This is a genomic window from Streptomyces sp. NPDC051051, from assembly GCF_040682975.1.
Classification (GTDB): Bacteria; Actinomycetota; Actinomycetes; order Streptomycetales; family Streptomycetaceae; genus Streptomyces.
On sequence record NZ_JBFBCB010000070.1, the window covers coordinates 1 to 22,558 of the forward strand.

20 protein-coding genes are annotated in these 22,558 nt (G+C 74.5%); 12 read left to right on the plus strand and 8 right to left on the minus strand.

The window, feature by feature from the left end:
• Positions 1-133 precede the first annotated feature (133 nt).
• Positions 134-631, minus strand: coding sequence for a peptidylprolyl isomerase (locus AB0N31_RS33185; protein WP_366062215.1), 498 nt, complete (start codon positions 629-631; stop codon positions 134-136).
• A gap of 287 nt (positions 632-918) precedes the next feature.
• On the opposite strand from AB0N31_RS33185, the gene AB0N31_RS33190 reads away from it, so the two are divergent.
• The 5 genes from AB0N31_RS33190 (at position 919) to AB0N31_RS33210 (ending at position 6,761) form a co-directional block, all read left to right on the plus strand.
• The gene (locus AB0N31_RS33190; RefSeq protein ID WP_366062217.1) at positions 919-2,382 is read left to right on the plus strand and encodes a PHB depolymerase family esterase; all 1,464 of its coding nucleotides are present in this window, start codon (positions 919-921) and stop codon (positions 2,380-2,382) included.
• Between the two features lie 242 nt (positions 2,383-2,624).
• Positions 2,625-4,055, plus strand: a complete 1,431-nt coding sequence (locus AB0N31_RS33195; RefSeq protein ID WP_366062219.1) for a 3-hydroxybutyrate oligomer hydrolase family protein — start codon at positions 2,625-2,627, stop codon at positions 4,053-4,055.
• 13 nt (positions 4,056-4,068) lie between these two features.
• Positions 4,069-4,626 carry an NADPH-dependent FMN reductase gene (gene ssuE / locus AB0N31_RS33200; RefSeq protein WP_366062220.1) on the plus strand — a complete coding sequence of 186 codons (558 nt, stop codon included), beginning with the start codon at positions 4,069-4,071 and terminating at the stop codon, positions 4,624-4,626.
• Between the two features lie 364 nt (positions 4,627-4,990).
• Positions 4,991-5,875 carry an alpha/beta hydrolase gene (locus AB0N31_RS33205; RefSeq protein ID WP_366062221.1) on the plus strand — a complete coding sequence of 295 codons (885 nt, stop codon included), beginning with the start codon at positions 4,991-4,993 and terminating at the stop codon, positions 5,873-5,875.
• Between the two features lie 106 nt (positions 5,876-5,981).
• Positions 5,982-6,761 carry an SDR family oxidoreductase gene (locus tag AB0N31_RS33210; RefSeq protein ID WP_366062222.1) on the plus strand — a complete coding sequence of 260 codons (780 nt, stop codon included), beginning with the start codon at positions 5,982-5,984 and terminating at the stop codon, positions 6,759-6,761.
• 127 nt (positions 6,762-6,888) lie between these two features.
• Here the strand turns inward: AB0N31_RS33210 and argG are convergent, their stop codons facing one another.
• Both argG and AB0N31_RS33220 read right to left on the minus strand, forming a co-directional pair.
• Positions 6,889-8,343, minus strand: coding sequence for an argininosuccinate synthase (argG, locus tag AB0N31_RS33215; RefSeq protein WP_366062223.1), 1,455 nt, complete (start codon positions 8,341-8,343; stop codon positions 6,889-6,891).
• Between the two features lie 93 nt (positions 8,344-8,436).
• The gene (locus AB0N31_RS33220; protein ID WP_366062224.1) at positions 8,437-8,610 is read right to left on the minus strand and encodes a hypothetical protein; all 174 of its coding nucleotides are present in this window, start codon (positions 8,608-8,610) and stop codon (positions 8,437-8,439) included.
• A 316-nt stretch (positions 8,611-8,926) separates the two neighbouring features.
• Between AB0N31_RS33220 and AB0N31_RS33225 the strand changes: the two genes are divergently transcribed.
• The 4 genes from AB0N31_RS33225 (at position 8,927) to gap (ending at position 14,075) form a co-directional block, all read left to right on the plus strand.
• Complete coding sequence (locus AB0N31_RS33225) at positions 8,927-11,407, plus strand: nitrate reductase (protein WP_366062225.1); 2,481 nt, start codon at positions 8,927-8,929, stop codon at positions 11,405-11,407.
• On the plus strand, positions 11,404-11,895 hold the full coding sequence (locus AB0N31_RS33230; protein ID WP_366062226.1) for a hypothetical protein: 492 nt from the start codon (positions 11,404-11,406) through the stop codon (positions 11,893-11,895). The genes AB0N31_RS33225 and AB0N31_RS33230 overlap by 4 nt, the downstream gene beginning before the upstream one ends.
• Positions 11,896-12,001: 106 nt before the next feature.
• Positions 12,002-12,958 carry a helix-turn-helix domain-containing protein gene (locus AB0N31_RS33235; protein ID WP_366062227.1) on the plus strand — a complete coding sequence of 319 codons (957 nt, stop codon included), beginning with the start codon at positions 12,002-12,004 and terminating at the stop codon, positions 12,956-12,958.
• Between the two features lie 118 nt (positions 12,959-13,076).
• A complete protein-coding gene (gene gap, locus AB0N31_RS33240) occupies positions 13,077-14,075 on the plus strand; it encodes a type I glyceraldehyde-3-phosphate dehydrogenase (protein ID WP_366062229.1) in 999 nt (332 codons plus the stop codon).
• Between the two features lie 46 nt (positions 14,076-14,121).
• Here the strand turns inward: gap and AB0N31_RS33245 are convergent, their stop codons facing one another.
• Complete coding sequence (locus AB0N31_RS33245) at positions 14,122-15,486, minus strand: hypothetical protein (RefSeq protein ID WP_366062240.1); 1,365 nt, start codon at positions 15,484-15,486, stop codon at positions 14,122-14,124.
• 182 nt (positions 15,487-15,668) lie between these two features.
• Between AB0N31_RS33245 and AB0N31_RS33250 the strand changes: the two genes are divergently transcribed.
• Positions 15,669-16,937 (plus strand): molybdopterin-dependent oxidoreductase, encoded by a 1,269-nt coding sequence (locus tag AB0N31_RS33250; protein ID WP_366062230.1) that lies wholly within the window; start codon positions 15,669-15,671, stop codon positions 16,935-16,937.
• Between the two features lie 340 nt (positions 16,938-17,277).
• Here the strand turns inward: AB0N31_RS33250 and AB0N31_RS33255 are convergent, their stop codons facing one another.
• Genes AB0N31_RS33255 through AB0N31_RS33265 form a run of 3 tightly spaced genes read right to left on the minus strand, consistent with a single transcriptional unit; the run spans position 17,278 to position 19,396 of the window.
• Entirely contained in the window at positions 17,278-18,042 is a 765-nt protein-coding gene (locus tag AB0N31_RS33255; protein ID WP_366062231.1) for a class I SAM-dependent methyltransferase, read from the minus strand.
• Positions 18,039-18,653 carry a DUF2064 domain-containing protein gene (locus AB0N31_RS33260; protein ID WP_366062241.1) on the minus strand — a complete coding sequence of 205 codons (615 nt, stop codon included), beginning with the start codon at positions 18,651-18,653 and terminating at the stop codon, positions 18,039-18,041. The genes AB0N31_RS33255 and AB0N31_RS33260 overlap by 4 nt, the downstream gene beginning before the upstream one ends.
• Positions 18,654-18,685: 32 nt before the next feature.
• Positions 18,686-19,396 (minus strand): glycosyltransferase family 2 protein, encoded by a 711-nt coding sequence (locus tag AB0N31_RS33265; RefSeq protein WP_366062232.1) that lies wholly within the window; start codon positions 19,394-19,396, stop codon positions 18,686-18,688.
• 115 nt (positions 19,397-19,511) lie between these two features.
• Here AB0N31_RS33265 and AB0N31_RS33270 point away from each other — a divergent pair, with 115 nt between their 5' ends.
• Together AB0N31_RS33270 and AB0N31_RS33275 are read left to right on the plus strand one after the other, a co-directional pair.
• Positions 19,512-20,261 carry a response regulator transcription factor gene (locus AB0N31_RS33270; protein WP_366062233.1) on the plus strand — a complete coding sequence of 250 codons (750 nt, stop codon included), beginning with the start codon at positions 19,512-19,514 and terminating at the stop codon, positions 20,259-20,261.
• Between the two features lie 2 nt (positions 20,262-20,263).
• The gene (locus tag AB0N31_RS33275; RefSeq protein ID WP_366062234.1) at positions 20,264-21,373 is read left to right on the plus strand and encodes a HAMP domain-containing sensor histidine kinase; all 1,110 of its coding nucleotides are present in this window, start codon (positions 20,264-20,266) and stop codon (positions 21,371-21,373) included.
• Between the two features lie 29 nt (positions 21,374-21,402).
• Here the strand turns inward: AB0N31_RS33275 and AB0N31_RS33280 are convergent, their stop codons facing one another.
• On the minus strand, positions 21,403-22,404 hold the full coding sequence (locus tag AB0N31_RS33280) for an NAD-dependent epimerase/dehydratase family protein (RefSeq protein ID WP_366062235.1): 1,002 nt from the start codon (positions 22,402-22,404) through the stop codon (positions 21,403-21,405).
• Between the last annotated feature and the right edge of the window lie 154 nt (positions 22,405-22,558).

Here is a 22,558-nt window from a genome sequence, read left to right on the forward strand (position 1 = left end):
GCCAGCACATGATCCGGACGTCCGCCGGCAGGCCCGCCCCGGCGCGCAGCGCGAGTGCCCGCGCGCGGGTGTCCGGGGGACGTGACGGGCCCCCTGGGCCGGCCGGCCGTGGGACGGCCCAGGGGGCACCGGATCAGAGCTGGCCGGAGGCCGCGATGGTGATCTTCGCGGAGGTGCTGCCGCTCTGCGAGCCGAGGCTCTCGATCTTGCGCACGAGTTCCATGCTCGCGTCGTCGGCGACCTCGCCGAACACCACGTGCTTGCCGTCCAGCCAGCCGGTCACCACCGTGGTGATGAAGAACTGCGAGCCGTTGGTGTGCGGACCGGCGTTGGCCATGGACAGCAGGCCGGGCCGGTCGTGCTTGAGGGTGAAGTTCTCGTCGGCGAACTTCTCGCCGTAGATGCTCTTGCCGCCCGTGCCGTTGCCGCGCGTGAAGTCGCCGCCCTGGAGCATGAAGGAGGGGATCACACGGTGGAAGGAGGAGCCGGCGTAGCCGAAGCCCTTCTCGCCGGTGGCCAGCGCGCGGAAGTTCTCCGCGGTCTTCGGCACGACGTCGTCGAACAGGTTGAAGGTGATGCGCCCGGCGGGCTCGTCATTGATGGTGATGTCGAAATAGACCTTGGTCGTCATGCCCCCATCCTGCACGTTCCGGCGACCGCTGCCGAATCCAGCCCCCACGTGTCGGGGAGTACGGGCCCGCGCGGGCGCATGCCGGGGCCCCGCCGGGCGCCACCGGGCCGCCCGGTCGACAGGGTGTAGCAGCCGTCGTCGGGCGGCGCAATCCGTCCGGATGCGCCCGGTGCCCGGCGGGCTGTGGTGCCCGCGGCCATACCGTTGCCCGTTGTACGACCCCTACGGTGCCGGACACCGGACCGCTCAGCGGACCGGTGTCCCCCCAGGTCACCGAGGGAGCCGCCATGCAGCAACCGTCACCGCGCAGAGCCGTCGCACCGCTGTCCCGCCTCCTGGCCGCCATGGCCCTGGCGCTCGTCGCCGCCCTGGCCGGCCCCGCGCCGACCGTCCACGCCGCCGTCGGCCTGAGCAAGGTCACCGACTTCGGCGCCGACCCCGGCCGGCTGACCATGTACGTCTACCGGCCCGCGTCCCTCACCGCGAACCCCGCCGTGGTGGTCGCGCTGCACGGCTGCACCCAGAACGCCCAGGGCTACGCCGACAACTCGGGGCTGCCCCGGCTCGCCGACCGGTACGGGTTCCTGGTCGTCCTCGCCGAGACCACGTCCTCGAACAACCCGAACAAGTGCTTCAACTGGTTCCGGACCACCGACAACCGCAGGGGCCGGGGCGAAGCGGCCTCGATCAGGCAGATGGCCGCGCACGCGGTCTCCGCCTACGGCGCGGACCCCCGCCGGATCCACGTCACCGGTCTGTCGGCCGGCGGCGCCATGACGTCGGTGATGCTCGCCACCTACCCGGACGTCTTCCGCTCCGGCGCGGTCGTCGCCGGGCTGCCGTACGACTGCACCGAGGACACCGGCCCCTACACCTGCATGAACCCCGGTGTCGACCTGACCCCGGCCCAGTGGGCGCAGCGGGTCCGCGCCGCCCACCCCTCGTGGACCGGCCCGTGGCCGCGCCTGGCCGTCTGGCACGGCGACCGGGACACCACCGTCGCGCCGCGCAACGCCGACGAACTGCGCGACCAGTGGACCGCGTTGCACGGACTGTCCCAGGTGCCGAGCCGCACCTCGCTGATCGGACCCGACGGGACGCGGCACGAGGAGTACGCGGCGGCGGACGGTTCGGTGGCCGTCGAGGTGAACCGGGTGCCCGGCATCGGGCACGGCACGCCGGTCGACCCCGGCAGCGGCGCCGAGCAGTGCGGCAGCACCGGCGCCCCCTACTTCCTGGACTCGATCTGCTCCAGCTACTGGATCGCCGGCTTCTTCGGGCTGGCGGGATCCGCCCCACCGCCCGGTCCGCTGCCCGCCCCGACCGCCCTGGCCGCGACCGGCGTCACCGACACCGGCGTCACCCTGAGCTGGAACCCGGTCGACGGCGCCGCCGGTTACGTCCTCCACCGCGACGGCGCGCCGGTCGCCACGACCACCTCGACGTCGTACACCGACACCGGCCTGTCGCCCGGCTCGACCCACACCTACGCCGTCGCCGCCCGCGACGCCGACGGCGGCACGGGAGCCCTGTCCGCCACGGTCACCGCGCGGACCACGGGCGCCACCGCCGCCTGCTGGACGGCGAGCAACCACGCCCACGTCCAGGCGGGTCGTGCCACGACCGGCGGCGGCCACACCTACGCCAAGGGCTCCGGTCAGGACATGGGCCTGTACAACACCTTCGTCACCCACACCCTGAGGGAGTCGCCCGTCGGCCACTTCACCGTCGCCGACGCCACCTGCCCCTGATCCGGGGCCGGGCCGCGGCTGCCGGCAGCCGCGACGGCGCCGGCAGCCGCGACGGCGCCGGTCGCGCAGTGCGCCGGCCGGGACGGGTGTGGCCGGGACGGGCGTGGTGGTGCACGCCGTGGTCGTGCATGGCGTCAGCCCACTCGAAGCACGGGGCAGGCATGGTGGGCGCACACATGTCCGGCGTCCTCCGCCGCCGCCTAGCCTCCAGCCGTCAAGTCCGCTCCCGCTGGAGGTCGTTCATGGCTCCACTCCCCACCGCCGCCCCGCCGACGAGACGGCGTACCGTCCTCGGCGCCGTCGCCCTGGCCGCGGCCGCGGCCCTGCTGCCCTCACCCGCGGACGCCGGTCCGGCCCCCGGCGCCGCCGGCGGTCACTGTGCGGGCCTGTCCCGTCTGCGGGTGCCGGGCGCCGCCCACCAGCGGGCGGACTGTCTGGCCGAGCTGACCACGGCCGGAACCGTCGCCTCGGGGCACACCGACCCGGCCGACTGGGCCGGACTGACCCCGAAGGACCTGCCCGTCCCCAGCGGGGTGCCCGGGATCCAGATCGACGGCTACTTCCCCGACACCTCGACCACCAACACCAACCACGGCTGGCACCACGACGCCCAGTTCGTCATCCGGCTGCCCGACCGGTGGAACGGCGGCCTCGTCGTGGCCGGCACCCCCGGCAACCGCGAGCAGTACGCCAACGACCGGGCCGTCGCCGACTGGGTGCTCGCCCGTGGCTACGCCTACGCCGCCACCGACAAGGGCAACACCGGGCCCGCCTTCCACCGCGACGGCGCCCGCCCCGGCGACGCCGTCGCCGAATGGAACGCCCGCCTCACCCAACTCACCCGCGCCGCCCGCACGGTGGTGACCCGGCGCTACCACCGGCCGCCCACCCGCACCCTCGCCACCGGCATGTCCAACGGCGGCTATCTGGTCCGCTGGCAGCTGGAGAACCACCCGGAGCTGTACGACGGGGGAGTGGACTGGGAGGGCACGCTCTGGCGTGCGGAGGGCCCCAACCTGTTCACGTTCCTGCCGTCGGCCCTGCGCCACTACCCCGCCTACGCCGCCGGCGGCCCCGACGCCGAACAGGCGCGGGCGGAACTGCACCGGGCCGGTTTCCCGGCCGGCTCGGAGTTCCTGTGGCCGTTCCACCACCAGGTCTACTGGGACCTGACCCAGCGCGTCTACCGGGAGGAGTTCGACCCCGCCTTCGACGGCCCCGTGGAGGCCGGCACGCCGTACTGCGCCCCGGGTTCGGTTCCGGGCTGCGACGCCGACTACGACTATCCGGCCCGCCCCGCCGACGTGCGCGCGGCGGTGGACCGCGTCGCGCTGACCGGCCGCATCGGCAAGCCGCTGATCACGGTCCACGGCACCCTGGACGTCCTGCTGCCCATCGCCCGGGACTCCGACGTGTACGCCCGGATGGTCCGGGAAGCGGGCCGCGGCGGCCTGTTGCGCTACTACCGCGTCGAGGACGGCACGCACACCGACGCCCTGGTCGACGCCTTCCCCGACCGGCTGCGCCCCCTGCTGCCCTGCCACCGCTCGGCCTTCACCGCACTGGAGACCTGGCTCGCCACCGGCCACCGCCCGCCCGCGAGCCGCACCGTCGCCCGTCCCGCGGACGCCGACCCGGCCACCCTGCTCAGGGCCTGCCCGCTCGCCGGCTGACCGCGCCGCCGACATGGCCACCATCCTGTCCGTCTCCGGCAGTCCCTCAGCGACCTCCCGCACCGCACGCCTGGTCCGTCACCTGGACGACCGGCTTCGCGGGCAGGGGCACGACGTGACCTCGCTGCACGCGCGCACGCTGCCCGCCCAGGCGCTGCTCGGCGCCGGCTTCGGGCACCCGGCGATCGTCGAGACGGCCGCCCTGTTCGAGCGGGCGGACGGCGTGGTGATCGCCACCCCCGTCTACAAGGCCGCCTACTCGGGGCTGCTGAAGGCGCTGCTCGACCTCCTTCCGCAGTACGCCCTGAGCGGCAAGACCGTGCTGCCGCTGGCCACCGGCGGCAGCACGGCCCACGTCCTGGCCCTGGACTACGCGCTGCGCCCGGTCTTCAGCTCCATGGGAGCCGCGCACATCGTGCCGGGCTGGTTCACCCTCGACCGGGACCTGACCGTCGCTGAGGACGGCGTGCTGACCGTCGCCCCGGAGGCCGACGGGGCTCTGGCCGAGGTCACCGACCGCTTCTCGGCCCTGCTCGGCGGCCGCACGGGCGCGCTGGCCCGGAGCGCCTGAGCGAGGACGGCGGTTCAGCCCGCGAACACCCGGCCGTCCTTGCGTGGTGAGGTGGACGGTCAGGATCACCCGTTTCGCCGGAGAGGGCTCGTGGAACGGCTCGGCGGTCGCACGAGCCTCCCTCACGCCCGTGGTCGCCGGCCGGTCCGTCGGCGAACCGTCCGCAGGCGGTGCCGCACCCGTCCGCCCGGGCCCCTGGGAGAAGTCGCCCCACCGGCGAGCGTGACAAACAGGGCCGGGCGGGCGTTGAACCTCCCATGGAACATGCCCTCACCACAGCTGTCCCGCCGACGCCGAGCGACCGTGCGAGCTCGTGGTCCCGTGCTCGTCACGACCGCGGCCCGAAGGCCGGACGGAGCCGCCGATGACCGGGCGCAGGCGTGAACACCGCTTGCAGTTCGAGGGGTTCACCTACCTCTGCCGGGTGGCCGAGGCGCCCGACCCGGTCACCGGGCCGCTCGTCGTGATCGGCGGCATGATGCAGGACCGCGGTTCCTGGGCCAACTACGAGAAGCTGCTGCTCGGGCACGTCTCACTGGTGACCGTCGAACTCCCCGGTTTCGGCGCGGCCGACCCGCTCCCGGCCGCCCACGGCTACGACTTCCTCGCCGCCGCCCTGCGCCACCTGCTCGTCGAACTCGACCTCCGCGACGCGAACCTGCTCGGCACCTGCTACGGCGGCGCGATCGCTCTGCGCTGTGCCCAGCGGTACCCCCGGCAGGTGTCCCGGCTGCTGCTCGGCGCGATGACCGGACGGCTGCCGCAGCCGTATCTCGGCATGATCCCGCGGTGGCGGGCGATGGTCGCGGAGGGCCGGCGCGACGAACTCGCCGACAGCCTGATGGCGACGTTCGTGAAGCCGCCCGACCGCCGCATCCCGCGGCACTCGGCCGTCTGGCGGATGCTCGGCCACCAGTTCCGTACCCAGAGCGGCCAGGACCTCGCCAAGGCCTGCGACCACAACGCCCGCATGCTGCTGCACGAGTGGTACGAGCCGATCGCCCTCGACGTGCCCGCGGTGGTCTACACGGGCGAGCAGGACCACCTCACCACCCCGGCCCAGGGGCGGCGGCTGGCCCGCGAACTGCGTGCCCCGTTCGCGACGTTCCGCGACGCCGACCACATGTTCACCCTGGAGCAGGACGTCGCCCACGCCGACCTCATCGTCCGGTTCTGCACCGGCGAGACCTTGACGGACCTGCCCTACCTCAGCTTCCTGGAGCACCCCGCCGACGCGGCCGCCGTCTGACGCGCCACCGCCTCCCGGTCCGCGCCCGTACCGGGAGGCACCCGGCGTCCGCCGCGTCCCTCGCCCTGGGGCCCGTCGCCGTGAACCGGGCGTCTAGGGTGCGGTCATGACCTCGCGCGACTACCTCTGCGACCTGTTCTCGCTGGACGGCCTGACCGCCCTGGTCACGGGCGGCAGCTCCGGCATCGGCAGGGGCATCGCCGGGGCGCTCGCTCGAGCGGGGGCGAGCGTGGTCGTCGTGGCCCGCAAGGAGCGGGAACTCGCCTCCACCGTAGACGAGTTGACGGCGGACGGCTGCCGCGCGGGATGGGTGGCCGGCGATCTGAGCACCCGCGACGGGGTGCGTACGGCGGCGGAGCGGGCGGTCGCGGTGTTCGGCGAGCCCGACATCCTCGTCAACAGCGCCGGCGTCAACCTGCGACCGCCCCTGGGCGAGCTGGACGACGAGGTGTGGGACACCACGATGGCGGTGAACCTGGAGGCGCCCCACCTGCTGGGCCGGCGGTTCGGACCCGGCATGGCCGAGCGGGGCTACGGGCGGATCATCCACGTCACCTCCCAGCAGGCACACCGGGCGTTCGCCGACAGCGGCGCCTACGGCGTCTCCAAGGGCGCGCTGGAGTCGCTGGCCCGCTCCCAGGCCGAGGCGTGGTCGCCGTACGGCGTCACCTGCAACACGCTGGTGCCCGGGTTCGTCATGACGCCGCTGAACGCGCGGCTGTCCTCCGACCCGGAGAAGGTGGAGGCGCTGGCCGCGCGCACGATGGTCGGCCGCAACGGGCTGGCCGAGGACTTCGCCGGGGCCGCGGTCTTCCTGGCCGGCCGCTCCTCCGGCTACGTCACCGGTCGGTCGGTCTTCGTGGACGGCGGCTTCTCCGTCCACTGAGCGTCCGGCGACGCGACCGGCCCGTTCCCAACGGTCCCGTGCCCGCCGGCGCTGCGGCGACACGCGGCGCACGCGAAGGGCGGTCCGGCACCCGTGGGTGCCGGACCGCCCTTCGCGTGCCGGGAGGTCAGTCCGTGCCGAACTCCATGGCGGCGCGGTCCAGCAGCTCGTCGTCCCCGGTGACCTCGCCGCGCGAGGCGATGGCCTCGGCGCCGCCCCGCGGCATCTCCGGCATGGTGCCGATGAGGCCGGTCGCCGCCGCCTGCGCGGCACCGATGGCCGGGCTGCCGGTGCCGATCAGACCGAGCCCGACGTACTGCTCCAGCTTGGCGCGCGAGTCGGCGATGTCCAGGTTGCGCATGGTGAGCTGGCCGATCCGGTCCACCGGACCGAACGCGGAGTCCTCGGTGCGCTCCATCGACAGCTTGTCCGGGTGGTAGCTGAACGCCGGGCCCGTGGTGTCGAGGATGGAGTAGTCCTCACCGCGGCGCAGCCGCAGGGTGACCTGGCCGGTGACCGCCGAGCCGACCCACCGCTGCAGCGACTCCCTGATCATCAGCGCCTGCGGGTCCAGCCAGCGGCCCTCGTACATCAGGCGGCCCAGTCGGCGGCCCTCGGAGTGGTACTGGGCGAGGGTGTCCTCGTTGTGGATGGCGTTCACGAGGCGCTCGTACGCCGCGTGCAGCAGGGCCATGCCGGGCGCCTCGTAGATGCCGCGGCTCTTGGCCTCGATGATCCGGTTCTCGATCTGGTCCGACATGCCGAGGCCGTGCCGGCCGCCGATGGCGTTCGCCTCGATCACCAGGTCCACGGCGGAGGCGAACTCCTTGCCGTTGATCGTCACCGGGCGGCCCTGGTCGAAGCCGATGGTCACATCCTCGGTGGGGATCTCGACCGACGGGTCCCAGAACCGCACGCCCATGATCGGCTCCACGGTCTCCACGCCCGTGTCGAGGTGCTCCAGGGTCTTGGCCTCGTGGGTGGCGCCCCAGATGTTGGCGTCGGTGGAGTACGCCTTCTCCGTGCTGTCGCGGTAGGGCAGGTCGTGGGCGACCAGCCACTCCGACATCTCCTTGCGGCCGCCCAGTTCGGTCACGAAGTCCGCGTCCAGCCAGGGCTTGTAGATCCGCAGGTGCGGGTTGGCGAGCAGCCCGTACCGGTAGAACCGCTCGATGTCGTTGCCCTTGAACGTCGAGCCGTCGCCCCAGATCTGGACGTCGTCCTCGAGCATCGCCCGGACCAGCAGGGTGCCCGTGACCGCGCGGCCGAGGGGCGTCGTGTTGAAGTAGGCGCGCCCGCCGGAGCGGATGTGGAACGCCCCGCAGGTGAGTGCGGCCAGGCCCTCCTCGACCAGCGCCGCACGGCAGTCGACGAGACGCGCGACCTCGGCGCCGTACGTCTTGGCACGGCCGGGCACCGACGCGATGTCGGGCTCGTCGTACTGGCCGATGTCGGCGGTGTAGGTGCAGGGGACGGCGCCCTTGTCGCGCATCCACGCGACCGCGACGGACGTGTCGAGGCCGCCCGAGAAGGCGATGCCGACGCGCTCGCCGGCGGGAAGGGAGGTGAGGACCTTGGACATAGGAAGAGTATGCAGCATCTCGCATGATCATGCAAAGGTGGTTCTGTGCACCGGTGCGCGACGCCGCGCCGGACCCGTCGGTACGGCGCCGGATCAGCTCCCCGTTCCGCCGCCGGCCCCTGCTCCCGTCCCGGTGTCGGACTCCTCGTCCCTCTCGCCCTCGGCCTGGGACGGCGTCGGGTGGTCGGGAGAAGGCGTGTCGGTCCTGTTCTCGGTGTCGGGCTCCTCGGGCTCGCCCTCGGCCTGGCTGGGGGTGTGGTCGTTCATGAGAGGCACTCCTGGGTCGTGTCGTCGTCCGGGCGTGTGCGCCGGAGCGCCACGGACCGGTCCTGGCCGGGATCGCCGGCGTGCCGTCCGGGTGCCCCGGCGGCCTTCCCGCCAATCGGCGTGACCGCACCCGGGTGCCCGGGGGGAGACACGCCGGGCTCCGTTACGGTGCGGCCCGCCGGGGGTACCGGGGACGGGCGGGCGAGTGCGGCACGCGGTGTCGCGGGAATCGCCGGTACCGCGCCGGCTGCCGCCGGGGCCGCCCGGACGGCGTGCCCGCACCGGTCGACGGCGCAGGGACCGCCGGGAGGCAGACATGGACGTTTCAGTGGACCGGATCGCACGGCCGTGGGGCGGCCGTACCCCCTACGGGCCGCACGAGCCGTGGCCCGTGCGCGTCGACACCCACCTGGCGGCGGGCGTCGATCCGGCGCGGGTCCAGCGGTGGGTGCGGGCGGCGTCGATCCTGCACTCCGACGGCGACGCCATGGACATCGCCGTGCTGGACGGCCGCATGGTCGGCGTGCGCGGCAGGGCCGACGACCGGGTCAACCACGGACGGCTGGGGCCGAAGGACCTCTTCGGCTGGCAGGCCAACGCCTCCCCGGACCGGCTGACCACCCCGCTGATCCGCCGCGACGGGCGCCTCGTCGAGTGCGACTGGGACACCGCGCTGGACCGGATCGTCACCCGCTCGCGGGAACTGCTGGACGAACGCGGCCCGGGGTCGATCGGCTTCTACACCACCGGGCAGCTGTTCCTGGAGGAGTACTACACGCTCGCGGTGCTGGCCAGGGCGGGGATCGGCACCAACCACCTGGACGGCAACACCCGCCTGTGCACGGCGACTGCGGCCGAGGCGCTGAAGGAGTCCTTCGGCTGCGACGGACAGCCGGGCAGCTACGACGACATCGACCACGCCGACGTCATCGCGCTGTTCGGACACAACATCGCCGAGACCCAGCCCGTGCAGTGGATGCGGATCCTCGACCGGCTGGAGGGCACCGCCCCGCCCCGCCTGGTGTGCGTCGACCCGCGCCCCACCCAGGTGGCCCGCAGGGCGGCCGTACACCTGGCACCGCGCGTCGGCACGAACGTCGCCCTGCTCGACGCGCTCCTGCACGAGATCATCCGCACGGACCGCGTCGACCACGGCTTCCTCGCCGCGCACACGGTCGGATTCGAGGAACTGGCCGCCCGGGTGGAGGAGTGCAGCCCCGCGTGGGCGGCCCGGATCTGCGACGTGCCGGCCGCGCGGATCGAGGAGGCCGCGGAGCTCCTCGGAACGGCCGACCGGCTGCTGTCCACGGTGCTCCAGGGCGTCTACCAGTCCCACCAGGCGACCGCCGCGGCCGTCCAGGTCAACAACCTGCACCTCGTCCGCGGCATGCTCGGCAGGCCCGGCGCCGGCGTCCTGCAGATGAACGGGCAGCCCACTGCCCAGAACACCCGCGAATGCGGCGCGAACGGGGACCTGCCCGGATTCCGCAACTGGCAGAACGACAGCCACGTCGCCGACCTCGCGCGCGTGTGGAACGTCGAACCGAGCACCATCCCGCACTACGCCCCGCCCACCCACGCGATGCAGATGTTCCGCTACGCCGAACAGGGCTCGATCCGCATGCTGTGGATCAGCGGCACCAACCCGGCGGTGTCACTGCCCGAACTGGCCCGGATCCGCTCGATCCTGGAGCAGGAACGCCTCTTCGTGGTCGTACAGGACCTGTTCCCGACCGAGACCGCGCAGCTGGCCGACGTCGTCCTGCCCGCGGCGACCTGGGGCGAGAAGACCGGCACCCTCACCAACGCCGACCGCACGGTCCACCTGTCCGACAAGGCCGTCGAACCGCCCGGCCTGGCCAGGCCCGACCTGGACATCTTCCTCGCCTACGCCGCCCGCATGGACTTCCGGGACAAGGACGGCGCACCGCTCATCACCTGGCACGACCCGGAGTCCGCGTTCGAGGCGTGGAAGCGGTGCAGCGCCGGCCGGCCGTGCGACTACACCGGCATCACCTACGACAGGCTGCGCGGCGGCAGCGGCATCCAGTGGCCCTGCAACGAACAGGCCCCGGACGGCACCGAACGCCTCTACACCGACGGGATCGACTGGGCCCACCCCGACGTCTGCGAGAGCTACGGCAAGGACCTGGTCACCGGCGCGAGCGCCGACGCGGTCGAGTACCGCTCCCTCAACCCGGACGGGAAGGCCGTCATCAAGGCGGCCGGCTACCTGCCGCCCCACGAGATCCCCGACGACAGGTACCCGTTCCAGCTGGCCACGGGCCGCACCCTCTACCACTTCCACACCCGGACCAAGACGGCACGCGCCCCCCAGCTCGACGCGGCCGCCCCCGACGTGTGGGTGGAGGCGTCCGAGTCCGACGCGGCTCTGCTCGGGCTCGCCGAGGGCGACCTGGTGGAGGTCGGCACCCCGCGCGGCGCCCTGCGGGGCCGGCTCCGGGTGACCGACATCCGGCCCGGCCTGCTGTTCGTCCCCTTCCACTACGGTTACTGGGACACCGAGGGCGGACACGGCCCGGACGGCGACACACCCCCGCGCGCCGCGAACGAGACGACCGTCACCGACTGGGACCCCGCCTCCAAGCAGCCGCTGTTCAAGACCGCGGCCGCCGGACTCCGGCTCGTGGCACGCGGCGACGGCGGGCCCGCCCCCGCACCGACCACCACCGCGTCCGCCCCCGCACGCGCCGGCTCCGTGCCGGCCACCGCGGGCGGGACGTCCGCCCTCGCCACCGAAGCGGGCGGCCGCGGCCGTGAGGAGGACGCCGGATGAACGGCATCGGTCTCACCCTGCGCGCCCTGCACCACGGCGAGAAGCACCTTGCCGGGCAGCTGACGACGGTCGCCGAACGGCACCGCACCGACCACGAGATCCACCACGTCGCCACCGACCTCGCCGTCTGGTCCCGCGAACACGTCCGGCGTCTGGCCGACGCGGGCCGGGCCCACGGCCTCGACCTCGGCGACTCCGCCGGGACATCCGCGCCGGGCGTCCTGTCGACGCTCCGGGAGAAGGCCGCCGAAGCGGTGGGCCACCGCCCCGAGCCCGGTCTGCTGCTCCTGCACGACCTGCGGCAGCTGCACCTGGACGCCACCGGGAACTCCCTCGACTGGGAGATGCTCGCCCAGGCCGCACAGGCCACCCGCGACGACGACCTCCTCGCCCTGGCCGCCGCCTGCCACCCGCAGACCCTCCGGCAGATGCGCTGGACCAACACCATGATCAAGATCCTGTCGCCCCAGGTCCTGACGAGTCTCTGAGGCGGCGACGGCCGGGCAGCCGGGCGTACCCCCTGCCCGGGAGGGCGAACGGGCTGTCGGTGGGCGGACGGCGAAGCCGCCGGTCCCCGCCCGGTAACCTGGCCCCGTGCAGGCCCCCCGTCTCCGTCGTGTCGCCGTCCTCGTTCTCGAAGGGGCGAAACCGCTGGACGTGGGCATTCCCGCGCAGGTGTTCACGACGCGGGCCAGCATGCCGTACGAGGTGCGGGTCTGCGGCGCGGCGCCGGGGCTGGTGACCGGCGGCGACGGCCTCTCCTACCACGTCGCGGACGGGCTCGACGCCCTCACCCGGGCCGACATCGTCTTCATCCCCGGCTACCGCTTCCCCGACCGCGACGACCCCCCGCCGGCCGTCGTGGACGCGCTGATCGCCGCCCACGGCCTCGGCGCCCGCCTCGCCGCCATCTCCACGGGCGCCTTCGCGCTCGCCGCCACCGGCCTCCTCGACGGCAGGCGCGCCACCACGCACTGGCACTACACCCGGGCCCTGGCGGCCCGGTACCCGCTGGTGCGGGTCGACGAGAACGTCCTCTTCGTCGACGAGGGCAGCGTGCTGACCTCGGCCGGCGCCGCCTCCGGCATCGACCTGTGCCTGCACATCCTGCGCGGCGACCTCGGGGTGGCCGCGTCCAACCACACCGCCCGGCGCCTCGTCGCGGCCCCCTACCGCAGCGGCGGCCAGGCGCAGTACGTGCCGCGCAGCGTGCCCGAGCCGCTCGGCGAACGGTTCGCGGCCACCCGCGAATGGGCACTGCGCCGCCTCGACGCCGCCCTCACCCTCACGGTGCTCGCCCGGCACGCGGCGGTCTCGCCCCGCACCTTCTCGCGGCGATTCGTCGAGGACACCGGATACACGCCCATGCAGTGGGTGATGCGCGCCCGTATCGACGCGGCCCGGGAACTGCTCGAACGCTCCGAGCGGAGCGTCGAGCAGATCGCCGCCGACGTCGGCCTCGGCACCGGCGCCAATCTGCGGACGCACTTCCAGCGCATCCTCGGCACCACCCCCAGCGAGTACCGGCGCACCTTCACCCAAGGCGAGTAGCGACCCGGCCGAGCCCCCTCACGGCTGGCGCGATCCTTTCGAACCGTGGCGATCTCGCCGCTGTCCGGGCCGCGGGCGGCGCGCGAACCTGGGGAGGCGAACGGAAGGGACACCACACATGACTCGCATCGCCATCAACGGATTCGGCCGTATCGGACGCAACGTGCTGCGTGCGCTGCTGGAACGCGACACCGACCTCGAGGTCGTCGCCGTCAACGACCTCACCGAGCCCGCCGCCCTCGCCCGGCTGCTCGCCTTCGACTCGACGTCCGGCCGCCTCGGCCGCCCGGTGAGCGCCGAGGGGGACACCCTCGTCGTCGACGGCCGCCGCATCAAGGTGCTCGCCGAGCGCGAGCCGGCCCAGCTGCCCTGGGCCGAACTGGGAGTCGACATCGTGCTGGAGGCGACCGGCCGCTTCACGTCGGCGAAGGCCGCGCGCGCCCACCTCGACGCGGGTGCGAAGAAGGTGCTCGTCAGCGCGCCCTCCGACGGCGCCGACGTCACGCTCGCGTTCGGCGTCAACACCGACGCGTACGACGCGGAGCTGCACACGATCGTCTCGAACGCCTCCTGCACGACCAACGCGCTCGCGCCGCTGGCCGCGGTCCTCGACGACCTCGCGGGCATCGAGCACGGCTTCATGACCACGGTGCACGCCTACACCCAGGAGCAGAACCTCCAGGACGGCCCGCACCGCGACCCGCGCCGCGCCCGCGCCGCCGGCGTCAACATCGTGCCGACCACGACGGGCGCCGCCAAGGCGATCGGCCTGGTCCTGCCGAACCTCGAGGGCAAGCTGTCGGGCGACTCGATCCGCGTGCCCGTCCCGGTGGGCTCGATCGTCGAGCTCAACACGACCGTGGCCCGCGACGTGACCCGCGACGAGGTGCTGGCGGCCTACCGCACCGCCGCCGAAGGCCCCCTCGCCGGGGTCCTGGAGTACTCCGAGGACGCGCTCGTGTCGGCCGACATCGTCGGCAACCCGGCCTCGTCGATCTTCGACTCGGCCCTCACCCGCGTCGACGGCCGGCACATCAAGGTCGTCGCCTGGTACGACAACGAGTGGGGCTTCTCGAACCGCGTCATCGACACGCTCGGACTGCTCGCCGCCGGCTGACCGACCACGCTCGTCCCGTGCCTTCGCCGGCGCGTCCTGGCCCGCGTCACCAGCCTGTCCTCAGCAGGTGGTTGAGCAGCAGGGCCAGGACCGTCTGGGCGGCCAGCCAGGCGCGTGGACGGGGCAGGAACGCGCAGGCCGGGAGCAGCCACAGCGCGAACGGCAGCCAGATGCGTTCCGTCTCCGCCTTGCTCATGCCGGACAGGTCGGCGGCCAGCAGCGCCAGGAGCGCCGAAGCCGCCAGGAGCGCCAGCCGGGCCGCGGCGCCGGGACGGTCCGGGGCGCCGGGGGCGGTGAGAACCGCGCGCGGGTGCCGCAGCAGCACCGCACCGGCCCGTCCCAGGCCCGCCGTCGAGGCCGGCCCGACGACGAGGACGGTGCAGGCGAGGTTGGCCCACACCCAGTAGCCGTAGGGGCGGACCCCGCCCGCGCCCTGGCGGTAGCGCGTCACGAGCAGGCGGTACGCCTCCCACCAGTCGAACCCGGCGAGCGCGAACAGCGCCGGCACCACCGCGAGCCCGGCGAGCAGCGGCAGGAGCAGCGGCGCGGGCCGCTCCCGGACGCGCCGCCGGCCCAGCAGCAGCACCGCCGCGCCGACGACGGCGAACAGGGTGAGGCCGTAGGAGAGATGGCAGGTCAGGCCGAACAGCAGGCCGGAACCCGCCGCCCGTCCGATCGAACGCCGGGCCGACCGGGCGGTGACGGCGAGGACCAGCAGGGTCACGGACCAGGCGGCGACGGCCGCGAAGTACGCGTCGGCCGACGTGCCCATCCACACCGCCGCCGGTGCCACCACGAGGAACGGGGCGGCCCGCCGCGCGAGTTCCTCGCCGGCCAGGGCCCGCACCGTCACCAGCACGGCCACGCAGGCCGTCGCGCCGACCGTGACGCACCAGACGCCGGCCCAGCCCCCGCCGTCCAGACCGATCCGGTCGAGCAGTACGAAGGTGAGCGTGGCGGCCGGGGGATGACCGGCGACGTGGGCGGGCCAGTTGTCGGGCGCGTCGAGGAGGATGTGCCCGTCGAAGTCGCGCAGCGCGGCCGGGATGTCGTGGAAGCGGTCGACGACCCGCAGGTACTCGTGGCGCGTGGTGAGCCGGCCGGCCACGCCCCGCCCCCAGCCGTCGACCAGGGCGAGCGAGAGGATCCACGCCGTCGCCGTGCCCCAGACCGCCGCGAGCAGCCCCCGCCAGGGCAGGCGGGCCGCCGCGGCGGGGCCGTACGCCGTGCAGGCCACCGCCAGGACGACCGCCGCCGCAGTGCCCGGGCCCACGTGAGGTCCCCAACTCGCGAGCAACGGCGGCCAGTCGACGAACAGCGTGTGGCGGCCGCGCTGGATGTGACGGCCGATCAGCACGGCCGCCGTCACCAGCAGGACGCCCGCCCCGACGGCGTACAGGTCGAGGCGCACACCGCCGGGGTCGAGGCCGGGGCCGGAAAGCGGGGTGCGGGAGCGGACGGGGCGCGGGGTGCGGGTCACACCGGAACGCTAGGCCGCGCGGCCCGCGCCGGGCCGTCCGCGACGCCGGACGTCAGCGTTTCGTCATGGGTCGCGCGCCCGTTCGCCGGGGTGCGCGGGCCTACGGTCGGGGCATGCGAGACGATCCACGGCTTCCCTCCGCGCCCGGCTTCTGGCGCAGCCCCCTGCGCGGCCCCTGGTTCACCTCGGTGCTCGGCCTCGTCCTCCTGGCCGGCATCACCGTGCTGTTCGTGACGGGCCTGCTGTCGTACGCCGCCTACAACCCGGATCTGGCGTCGGTCAACGACAAGACGCCCGACAAGGGGATCCTCGGCTTCTACCTCTTCGCCTGGCCGACGAACCCGCACTGGCTGTACCGGCTGAACCAGGGCGTCCACGTCACCCTCGGCATCACCCTGATCCCGGTGTTGCTGGCCAAACTGTGGTCCGTGGTGCCGAAGCTGTTCGCGCTGCCGCCGGCCCGCTCGCTCGCGCACGCCCTGGAGCGGATCTCCCTGCTGCTCCTGGTCGGCGGAGCACTCTTCGAGTTCGTGACCGGCGTGCTCAACGTCCAGCTGGACTACGTCTTCCCGGGCTCCTTCTACCCGCTGCACTTCTACGGCGCGTGGGTGTTCTTCGCCGCGTTCGCCGCCCACGCCGCCCTGAAGACCCCGACGGCCGTACGGAACCTGCGCGGACTGCGGAACGAGCGGGAACCGCGGCCCGGGACGGACCCGGCCACCGGGACGGACCCGCTGGTCTCCCCGCGGCCCGACCCCCCGACCGTCTCCCGGCGCGGCGCCCTGGGGTTCGTGGGCGGCGGCGCACTGCTGCTGTTCGCGACGACGGCCGGTCAGACCACCGACGGCCCGCTGCGGCGCACCGCCCTCCTCGCGCCGCACGGCGGACCGGACCCCGGCACCGGACCGAACGGCTTCCAGATCAACAAGACGGCCCGGTACGCGGGCATCCGCCCATCGGAGACGGGCCCGGACACGTGGCGGCTCGTGGTCACCGGCCGCACGGGCACCGTCCGCCTCACCCGCGACGACCTCCTGCACCTCCCGCCGCACAGCGCGGCCCTGCCCATCGCCTGCGTCGAGGGCTGGTCGACGTCCGACCAGTGGTGGCGCGGCGTGCGGCTGCGGGACCTCGCGGCGCTCGTCGGACACGAGGACGATCCGCCGGACGTGTTCGTCGAGTCCCTCCAGCGGCACGGCGCCTTCCGTCACGCCGCCCTGCGCGCCGACCAGGTGGCCGACCCGCGCTCCCTGCTCGCCCTGTACGTCAACGGCGAGGAACTCTCCCCCGACCACGGCCACCCGGCACGCGTCGTCGTGCCCGCCGCGCCCGGTGTGCTCAACACCAAGTGGGTGGCCCGACTGACGTTCGCAGACCTGTGATGAGCCGGACACCCGTGACGAGGCCGGCGCGACGACGGATCCCCCTCGGCAGCCCTCTGCAACTCCTGTTGCTCGCCTGCTCGTTCGCGACGGCCGGTTACGCGGGCGTACGGCTGCTCGCCGGCGACCGGTTCGGCGTGGTCCTGTGGTTCGCGGGGGCCGCGGTCCTGCACGACCTGGTGCTGCTGCCCCTGTACGCGACGGCGGACCGGGCCCTGGTCCGGGGGCTGCGCACGGCCGGCCGCGTCGAGTGGACCGGGTACGTCCGTGTCCCGGCCGCCCTGTCCGGACTGCTCCTGCTGGTGTGGTTCCCGCTGATCGGCGGGACGGTGGCCGGGCGCTACCGGTCGGCCACCGGGCTCCCCGCGGACGGGTTCGCGGCCCGCTGGCTGCTGATCACCGCCGTACTCTTCGGCACCTCGGCGCTGCTGCTGGCGCTGCGGCTGCGCAGGGCGGCGAAGCAACGCCCGCCCGCCGCCCACTGATCGACGGCACTCCAGCCCGCCCGGTCCGCGTACCGGGACAGGGCCGGGGTGCCGAGCCGCGCCCACGGGAACGGACTGCCGCTCCCCGCGTGGGCCTCGGTGACGTCGACGACCTGCACCTCGGCGCGTTCGTCGACGTCCACCGGCAGGGTCTCGGCGATGAGCAGCCCGCCGGGGGAGAGGAGCCGGGCCGCCCGGTCCAGCAGGGCGCGCGGATCACCGCCGATGCCGACGTTGCCGTCCATCAGCAGGACGGTGCCCCAGCGGCCCTCGCCGGGCAGCGGCTCGAAGACCGAGCGCCGCAGCGCCTGCCCGCCGAGCCGGACGGTGTGCTCGACGGCCGCCTCGCTCACGTCGATACCGAGGGCCGTACGGCCGCGGGCGGCGAGTTCCGCCACCAGCCGCCCCGGCCCGCAGCCGACGTCGAGCACGGCGCCCTCGCACCGGTCCAGCACCTCCAGATCGACCCGGTCGGCCCGCGCGCACCAGCGCTCCACCTCCAGCGGCAGCAGTCGGCCGTCGGCGCGGCGCAGGAACAGCGGGCCGCGACCGGCCCGCAGAGCGGTGGAGTACGGGTCGGCCGCGGCCCAGGGGACGGCTCCGGCCTGCCGGGTCCTCATCGGTGCGCCGCCGCGCAGCGGGCCAGCCGGGCGGCGAACCGGCCGTGCGGGACCAGCGCGGCGACGGCACGGGCGTCCCGGGCGTCGTCCACGTCCCGCAGGCGCGGCAGGTCGCGCACCCGCAGCCCGGCGGCGACGAGCCGCTCGCGCTGGACGGCCCCGGTGAACGGCGTCGACATGGGCACGCCCCGCAGCAGCGCGGGGTCCGGCACGGCGAGTCCCAACGCCCAGAAACCGCCGTCCTCGGCGGGCCCGAAGTACGCGTCGCAGCCCGCGAAGTCCACCGTCAGCAGGTCCGGCGTCACCTGCGGGGTGTCCATGCCGATCAGCAGCGCGGGCCCCTCGCAGCGGGCGAAGGCCTCGGCGAGCCGCTCGTCCAGACCTCCCGCGCACTGCGGCACGACGTCGAAGCCGGGCGGCAGCCACGGTCCGGGCGCGCCGTCCAGCACGAGGAGCCGCCGGACGGCCGGAGCGGCGGCGACGGCCGCCAGGGTGTCCGCGAGGGCGGCCTCCGCGAGAGCCGCCGCCTCCCACGGCGCGAACGGAGGGGTGAGCCGGGTCTTCACCCGGCCGGGCAGCGGCTCCTTCGCGATGACGAGGAGCGTGCTCACCGGGGCCGGTGCGGTCACCGCGTCCGGCCGGATCACCGCGGGATCCCTTCGCGGGCGGGGACGTCGTTCAGGACGCGGCTCATGTCCCGTACCGCCTGCCAGGTGCCGCGCCAGGTTCCGGTGACCTTCGAGGCGCCGGTGCGGGGCAGGTAGGGGACGTCGTGCTCGGTGATCCGCCAGCCCGCGTCGGCCGCCCGCACCACCATCTCCAGCGGGTACCCGCTGCGCCGGTCGGTGAGGCCGAGGCCGAGCAGCGCCTCGCGGCGGCCGGCCCGCAGCGGACCCAGGTCGTGCAGTCGCAGACCGGTGCGGCGCCGCAGCAGCCGGGCCAGGGCGAGATTGCCGGCCCGGGCGTGCGCGGGCCAGCTGCCCCGGCCGTGCGGCCGCCTCCGGCCGAGCACCAGGTCGGCCCCGCCCGCGCGCACCTCCCGGACGAACGGCTCCAGCAGGGACGGGTCGAGCGAGGCGTCACAGTCGCAGAAGCACACCACCTCGGCGGTGGCGGCGGTCAGCCCGGCGTGGCAGGCCGCGCCGAAGCCCCGGCGCGGCTCGTGGACGACGGTCGCGCCGAGTCCTCGGGCGATCTCCGCCGAACCGTCGGTGGAGCCGTTGTCCACCACGAGCGCGCGCCAGCCGGCCGGGATCCTGGCCAGCACCCAGGGCAGGGCCTCGGCCTCGTCGAGACAGGGCAGGACGACATCGACGCCGTCAGGGGGCGAGGGGGAAAGGGTCACGCCGTTCACCCTACGAACGCGAACCGGACGAACCGGACTTCGGCTCCTTACGAAACGCGGACGTCGACGCCGTGCGCACGCCCCGCGGCCCCCGCCGGCGACGCGGTGGTGCGAGGCTGGAGGCATGCAGCCGCCGTTCGAGTCCCCGCAGGCAGGAACCACCGCCGGGCACGCGCCGGGCGCCACCGCCCGCGTCCTGGTCGTCGACGACGACCCCACGGTCGCGGAGGTCGTCACCGGCTACCTCGCCCGCGCCGGCTACACCGTCGACCGGGCCGACGACGGCCCCGCCGCCCTGGCCCGCGCCGCCGCCCATCGACCCGACCTGGTGGTGCTCGACCTCATGCTGCCCGGCATGGACGGCCTGGAGGTCTGCCGCAGGCTGCGCGGCCACGGGCCCGTCCCCGTCGTCATGCTCACCGCCCGGGGCGACGAGGACGACCGCATACTCGGCCTGGAAGTGGGCGCCGACGACTACGTCACCAAACCCTTCAGCCCGCGCGAACTCGTCCTGCGGGTGGAGTCCGTGCTGCGCCGCGCCCGGCCCGTCACCGCGACGCCCCCGCTGAGCGCGGCCGGCCTGGCGATCGACCCCACCGCCCGCCGCGCCACCAAGAACGGCACCGAACTCGCCCTCACCCTCCGCGAGTTCGACCTCCTCGCCTTTCTCCTGCGGCACCCGGGACGGGCGTTCGGCCGCGAGGACCTGATGCGTGAGGTGTGGGGTTGGGACTTCGGCGATCTGTCCACCGTCACCGTCCACGTCCGCAGGCTGCGCGGCAAGATCGAGGACGACCCGGCCCGCCCGCGCCTGATCCAGACCGTGTGGGGCGTGGGCTACCGCTTCGACCCCCGCGGCCAGGAGGCCGGCTGACCATGCGCGACACCCTCCTCATCGCCCTGTACGCCTTCGCCGGCGCCGCCACCACCGGCATCGCCGGAGCGGCCGCGCTGCGCCTGATCCGGCGTCGCTCGCTCACCGCCTCGCTCGCCGTGGTCGCCGCCGTCGGGGTGGTCGCGATGCTCGCGGGCACCCTCGCCGTCGCCCGGGCGATGTTCCTGTCCCCGCACGACCTCACCGTGGTGACCACCGTCGTGGCGATGGCCGCCGTGGTCTCCCTCGCGACCGCGCTGCTCCTGGGCCGCTGGGTCGTCGCCCGCAGTCGCGCACTCACCGCCGCCGCCCGTTCCTTCGGCGACGGCGGCTCCTTCGCCGTCCCCGCGGGCCCGACGACCGCCGAACTGGACTCATTGAGCCGCGAGTTGGCGTCGACCAGTGCCCGGCTCGCCGAGTCCCGCGACCGCGAGCGCGCCCTGGAGACCTCCCGGCGCGAACTGGTCGCCTGGATCTCCCACGACCTGCGCACCCCGCTCGCCGGCCTGCGCGCCATGTCGGAGGCGCTCGAGGACGGGGTGGCCGCCGACCCCTGCCGCTATCTGCGGCAGATCCGCACCGAGGTCGAACGTCTCAACGACATGGTCGGCGACCTCTTCGAACTCTCCCGCATCCACGCCGGAACCCTCTCGCTCACCCCCGCCCGCATGTCCCTGTACGACCTCGTCGGCGACGCCCTCGCCGGCGCCGACCCCCTCGCCCGCGAGCACGGCGTCCACCTCGTCGGCCACCCCGTCGAGGCGGTGCCGGTGGAGGTCGACGGCAAGGAGATGAGCCGCGTCCTGGGAAACCTCCTGGTCAACGCGATCCGGCGGACCCCCGCCGACGGCACGGTCGCGGTGGGCGCCGAGAGCTGCCCGGGCGGGGTCGTGGTGTCCGTGACCGACGGCTGCGGCGGCATCCCCGAGGAGGACCTGCCGCGCGTCTTCGACACCGGCTGGCGCGGCACCCACGCCCGCACCCCGCCGGCCGGAGCGGGCCTGGGCCTCGCCATCGTGCGGGGCATCGTGGAGGCCCACCGGGGGCGCGCCACCGTCCGCAACATCCCGGGCGGCTGCCGCTTCGAGGTGACCCTGCCCACGGCGCCGTAGTCGGCCCGTTCCGGCCCGCCCGGCCGGGCTCAGGCCTCGCGCAGCCCGGCCCGCGCGAACTCCCGCATCCCCTCCGCGAATCCGACCTCGGGCTGCCAGCCGAGGTCGGCCCGCAGCCGGGCGGAGTCCGCGGTGACGTGCCGTACGTCGCCCAGCCGGTACTCGCCGGTGACCACGGGCTCGGGGCCACCGTACGCGGCGGCCAGCGCACGGGCCGTCTCGCCCACCGTGCGCGGCTCGCCGCTGCCGGTGTTGTACGCCGTGAGCAGGCCGGCCGGACCCCGCGCCTCCAGGGCGGCCAGGTTGGCCGCGGCCACGTCCCGCACGTGCACGAAGTCCCGCCGCTGCAGGCCGTCCTCGAAGACGCGCGGAGCCTCGCCCCGGGCGAGCGCGGAACGGAAGAAGGAGGCCACACCGGCGTACGGCGTGTCGCGGGGCATCCGCGGTCCGTACACGTTGTGGTAGCGCAGCGAGACCGCCGAACCGCCGGTGGCGCGCGCCCACGCGGCGGCCAGGTGCTCCTGCGCGAGCTTGGTCGTCGCGTACACGTTGCGCGGGTCGAGGGGAGCGTCCTCGCCGACCAGGCCGGGGGACAGGCTCTCCCCGCACGCCGGGCACAGCGGCTCGAACCGGCCCGCGTCCAGGTCGGCCACGGCCCGTGGCCCCGGCCGTACGACACCGTGCCGCGCGCACGCGTAGCGCCCCTCGCCGTACACGACCATCGACCCGGCCTGCACGAGGTGCCGTACGCCCGCTTCGGCCATGGCGGCGAGCAGCACCGCCGTCCCCAGATCGTTGCGGGAGACGTACTCCGCCGCGTCGGCGACCCCGGCGCCGAGCCCGACCATCGCCGCCTGATGGCAGACGGCGTCGACACCGGCGAGCGCGGCGGCCACGGCCGCCGGATCGCGGACGTCCGCGGCCGGATCCTCCCGCACGTCGAACACGAGCGGCTCGTGCCCGCGCGCCCGCAGCGCGTCGACGACATGGGACCCGATGAACCCGGCACCGCCGGTGACCAGTACACGCATGCGCCCACGCTAGGACCGCCGCCCCGCCACGCACCGCGACCCGCCCGGCACGTCACCACTCCGTAAGACGGGGACGGGGCGTACTCGTGGACACCGTTGCCGGCACCGTGGGGCAGGGCGTCGGCGGCGAGGCCGGGCAGGCCGGACCACCAGC

Coding starts and splice junctions, on each gene's coding strand:
- AB0N31_RS33185 (WP_366062215.1), bottom strand. CDS start 631: ATGACGACCAAGGTCTATTTCGACATCACCATCAATGACGAGCCCGCC.
- AB0N31_RS33190 (WP_366062217.1), top strand. CDS start 919: ATGCAGCAACCGTCACCGCGCAGAGCCGTCGCACCGCTGTCCCGCCTC.
- AB0N31_RS33195 (WP_366062219.1), top strand. CDS start 2,625: ATGGCTCCACTCCCCACCGCCGCCCCGCCGACGAGACGGCGTACCGTC.
- ssuE (WP_366062220.1), top strand. CDS start 4,069: ATGGCCACCATCCTGTCCGTCTCCGGCAGTCCCTCAGCGACCTCCCGC.
- AB0N31_RS33205 (WP_366062221.1), top strand. CDS start 4,991: ATGACCGGGCGCAGGCGTGAACACCGCTTGCAGTTCGAGGGGTTCACC.
- AB0N31_RS33210 (WP_366062222.1), top strand. CDS start 5,982: ATGACCTCGCGCGACTACCTCTGCGACCTGTTCTCGCTGGACGGCCTG.
- argG (WP_366062223.1), bottom strand. CDS start 8,343: ATGTCCAAGGTCCTCACCTCCCTTCCCGCCGGCGAGCGCGTCGGCATC.
- AB0N31_RS33220 (WP_366062224.1), bottom strand. CDS start 8,610: ATGAACGACCACACCCCCAGCCAGGCCGAGGGCGAGCCCGAGGAGCCC.
- AB0N31_RS33225 (WP_366062225.1), top strand. CDS start 8,927: ATGGACGTTTCAGTGGACCGGATCGCACGGCCGTGGGGCGGCCGTACC.
- AB0N31_RS33230 (WP_366062226.1), top strand. CDS start 11,404: ATGAACGGCATCGGTCTCACCCTGCGCGCCCTGCACCACGGCGAGAAG.
- gap (WP_366062229.1), top strand. CDS start 13,077: ATGACTCGCATCGCCATCAACGGATTCGGCCGTATCGGACGCAACGTG.
- AB0N31_RS33250 (WP_366062230.1), top strand. CDS start 15,669: ATGCGAGACGATCCACGGCTTCCCTCCGCGCCCGGCTTCTGGCGCAGC.
- AB0N31_RS33255 (WP_366062231.1), bottom strand. CDS start 18,042: ATGAGGACCCGGCAGGCCGGAGCCGTCCCCTGGGCCGCGGCCGACCCG.
- AB0N31_RS33270 (WP_366062233.1), top strand. CDS start 19,512: ATGCAGCCGCCGTTCGAGTCCCCGCAGGCAGGAACCACCGCCGGGCAC.
- AB0N31_RS33275 (WP_366062234.1), top strand. CDS start 20,264: ATGCGCGACACCCTCCTCATCGCCCTGTACGCCTTCGCCGGCGCCGCC.
- AB0N31_RS33280 (WP_366062235.1), bottom strand. CDS start 22,404: ATGCGTGTACTGGTCACCGGCGGTGCCGGGTTCATCGGGTCCCATGTC.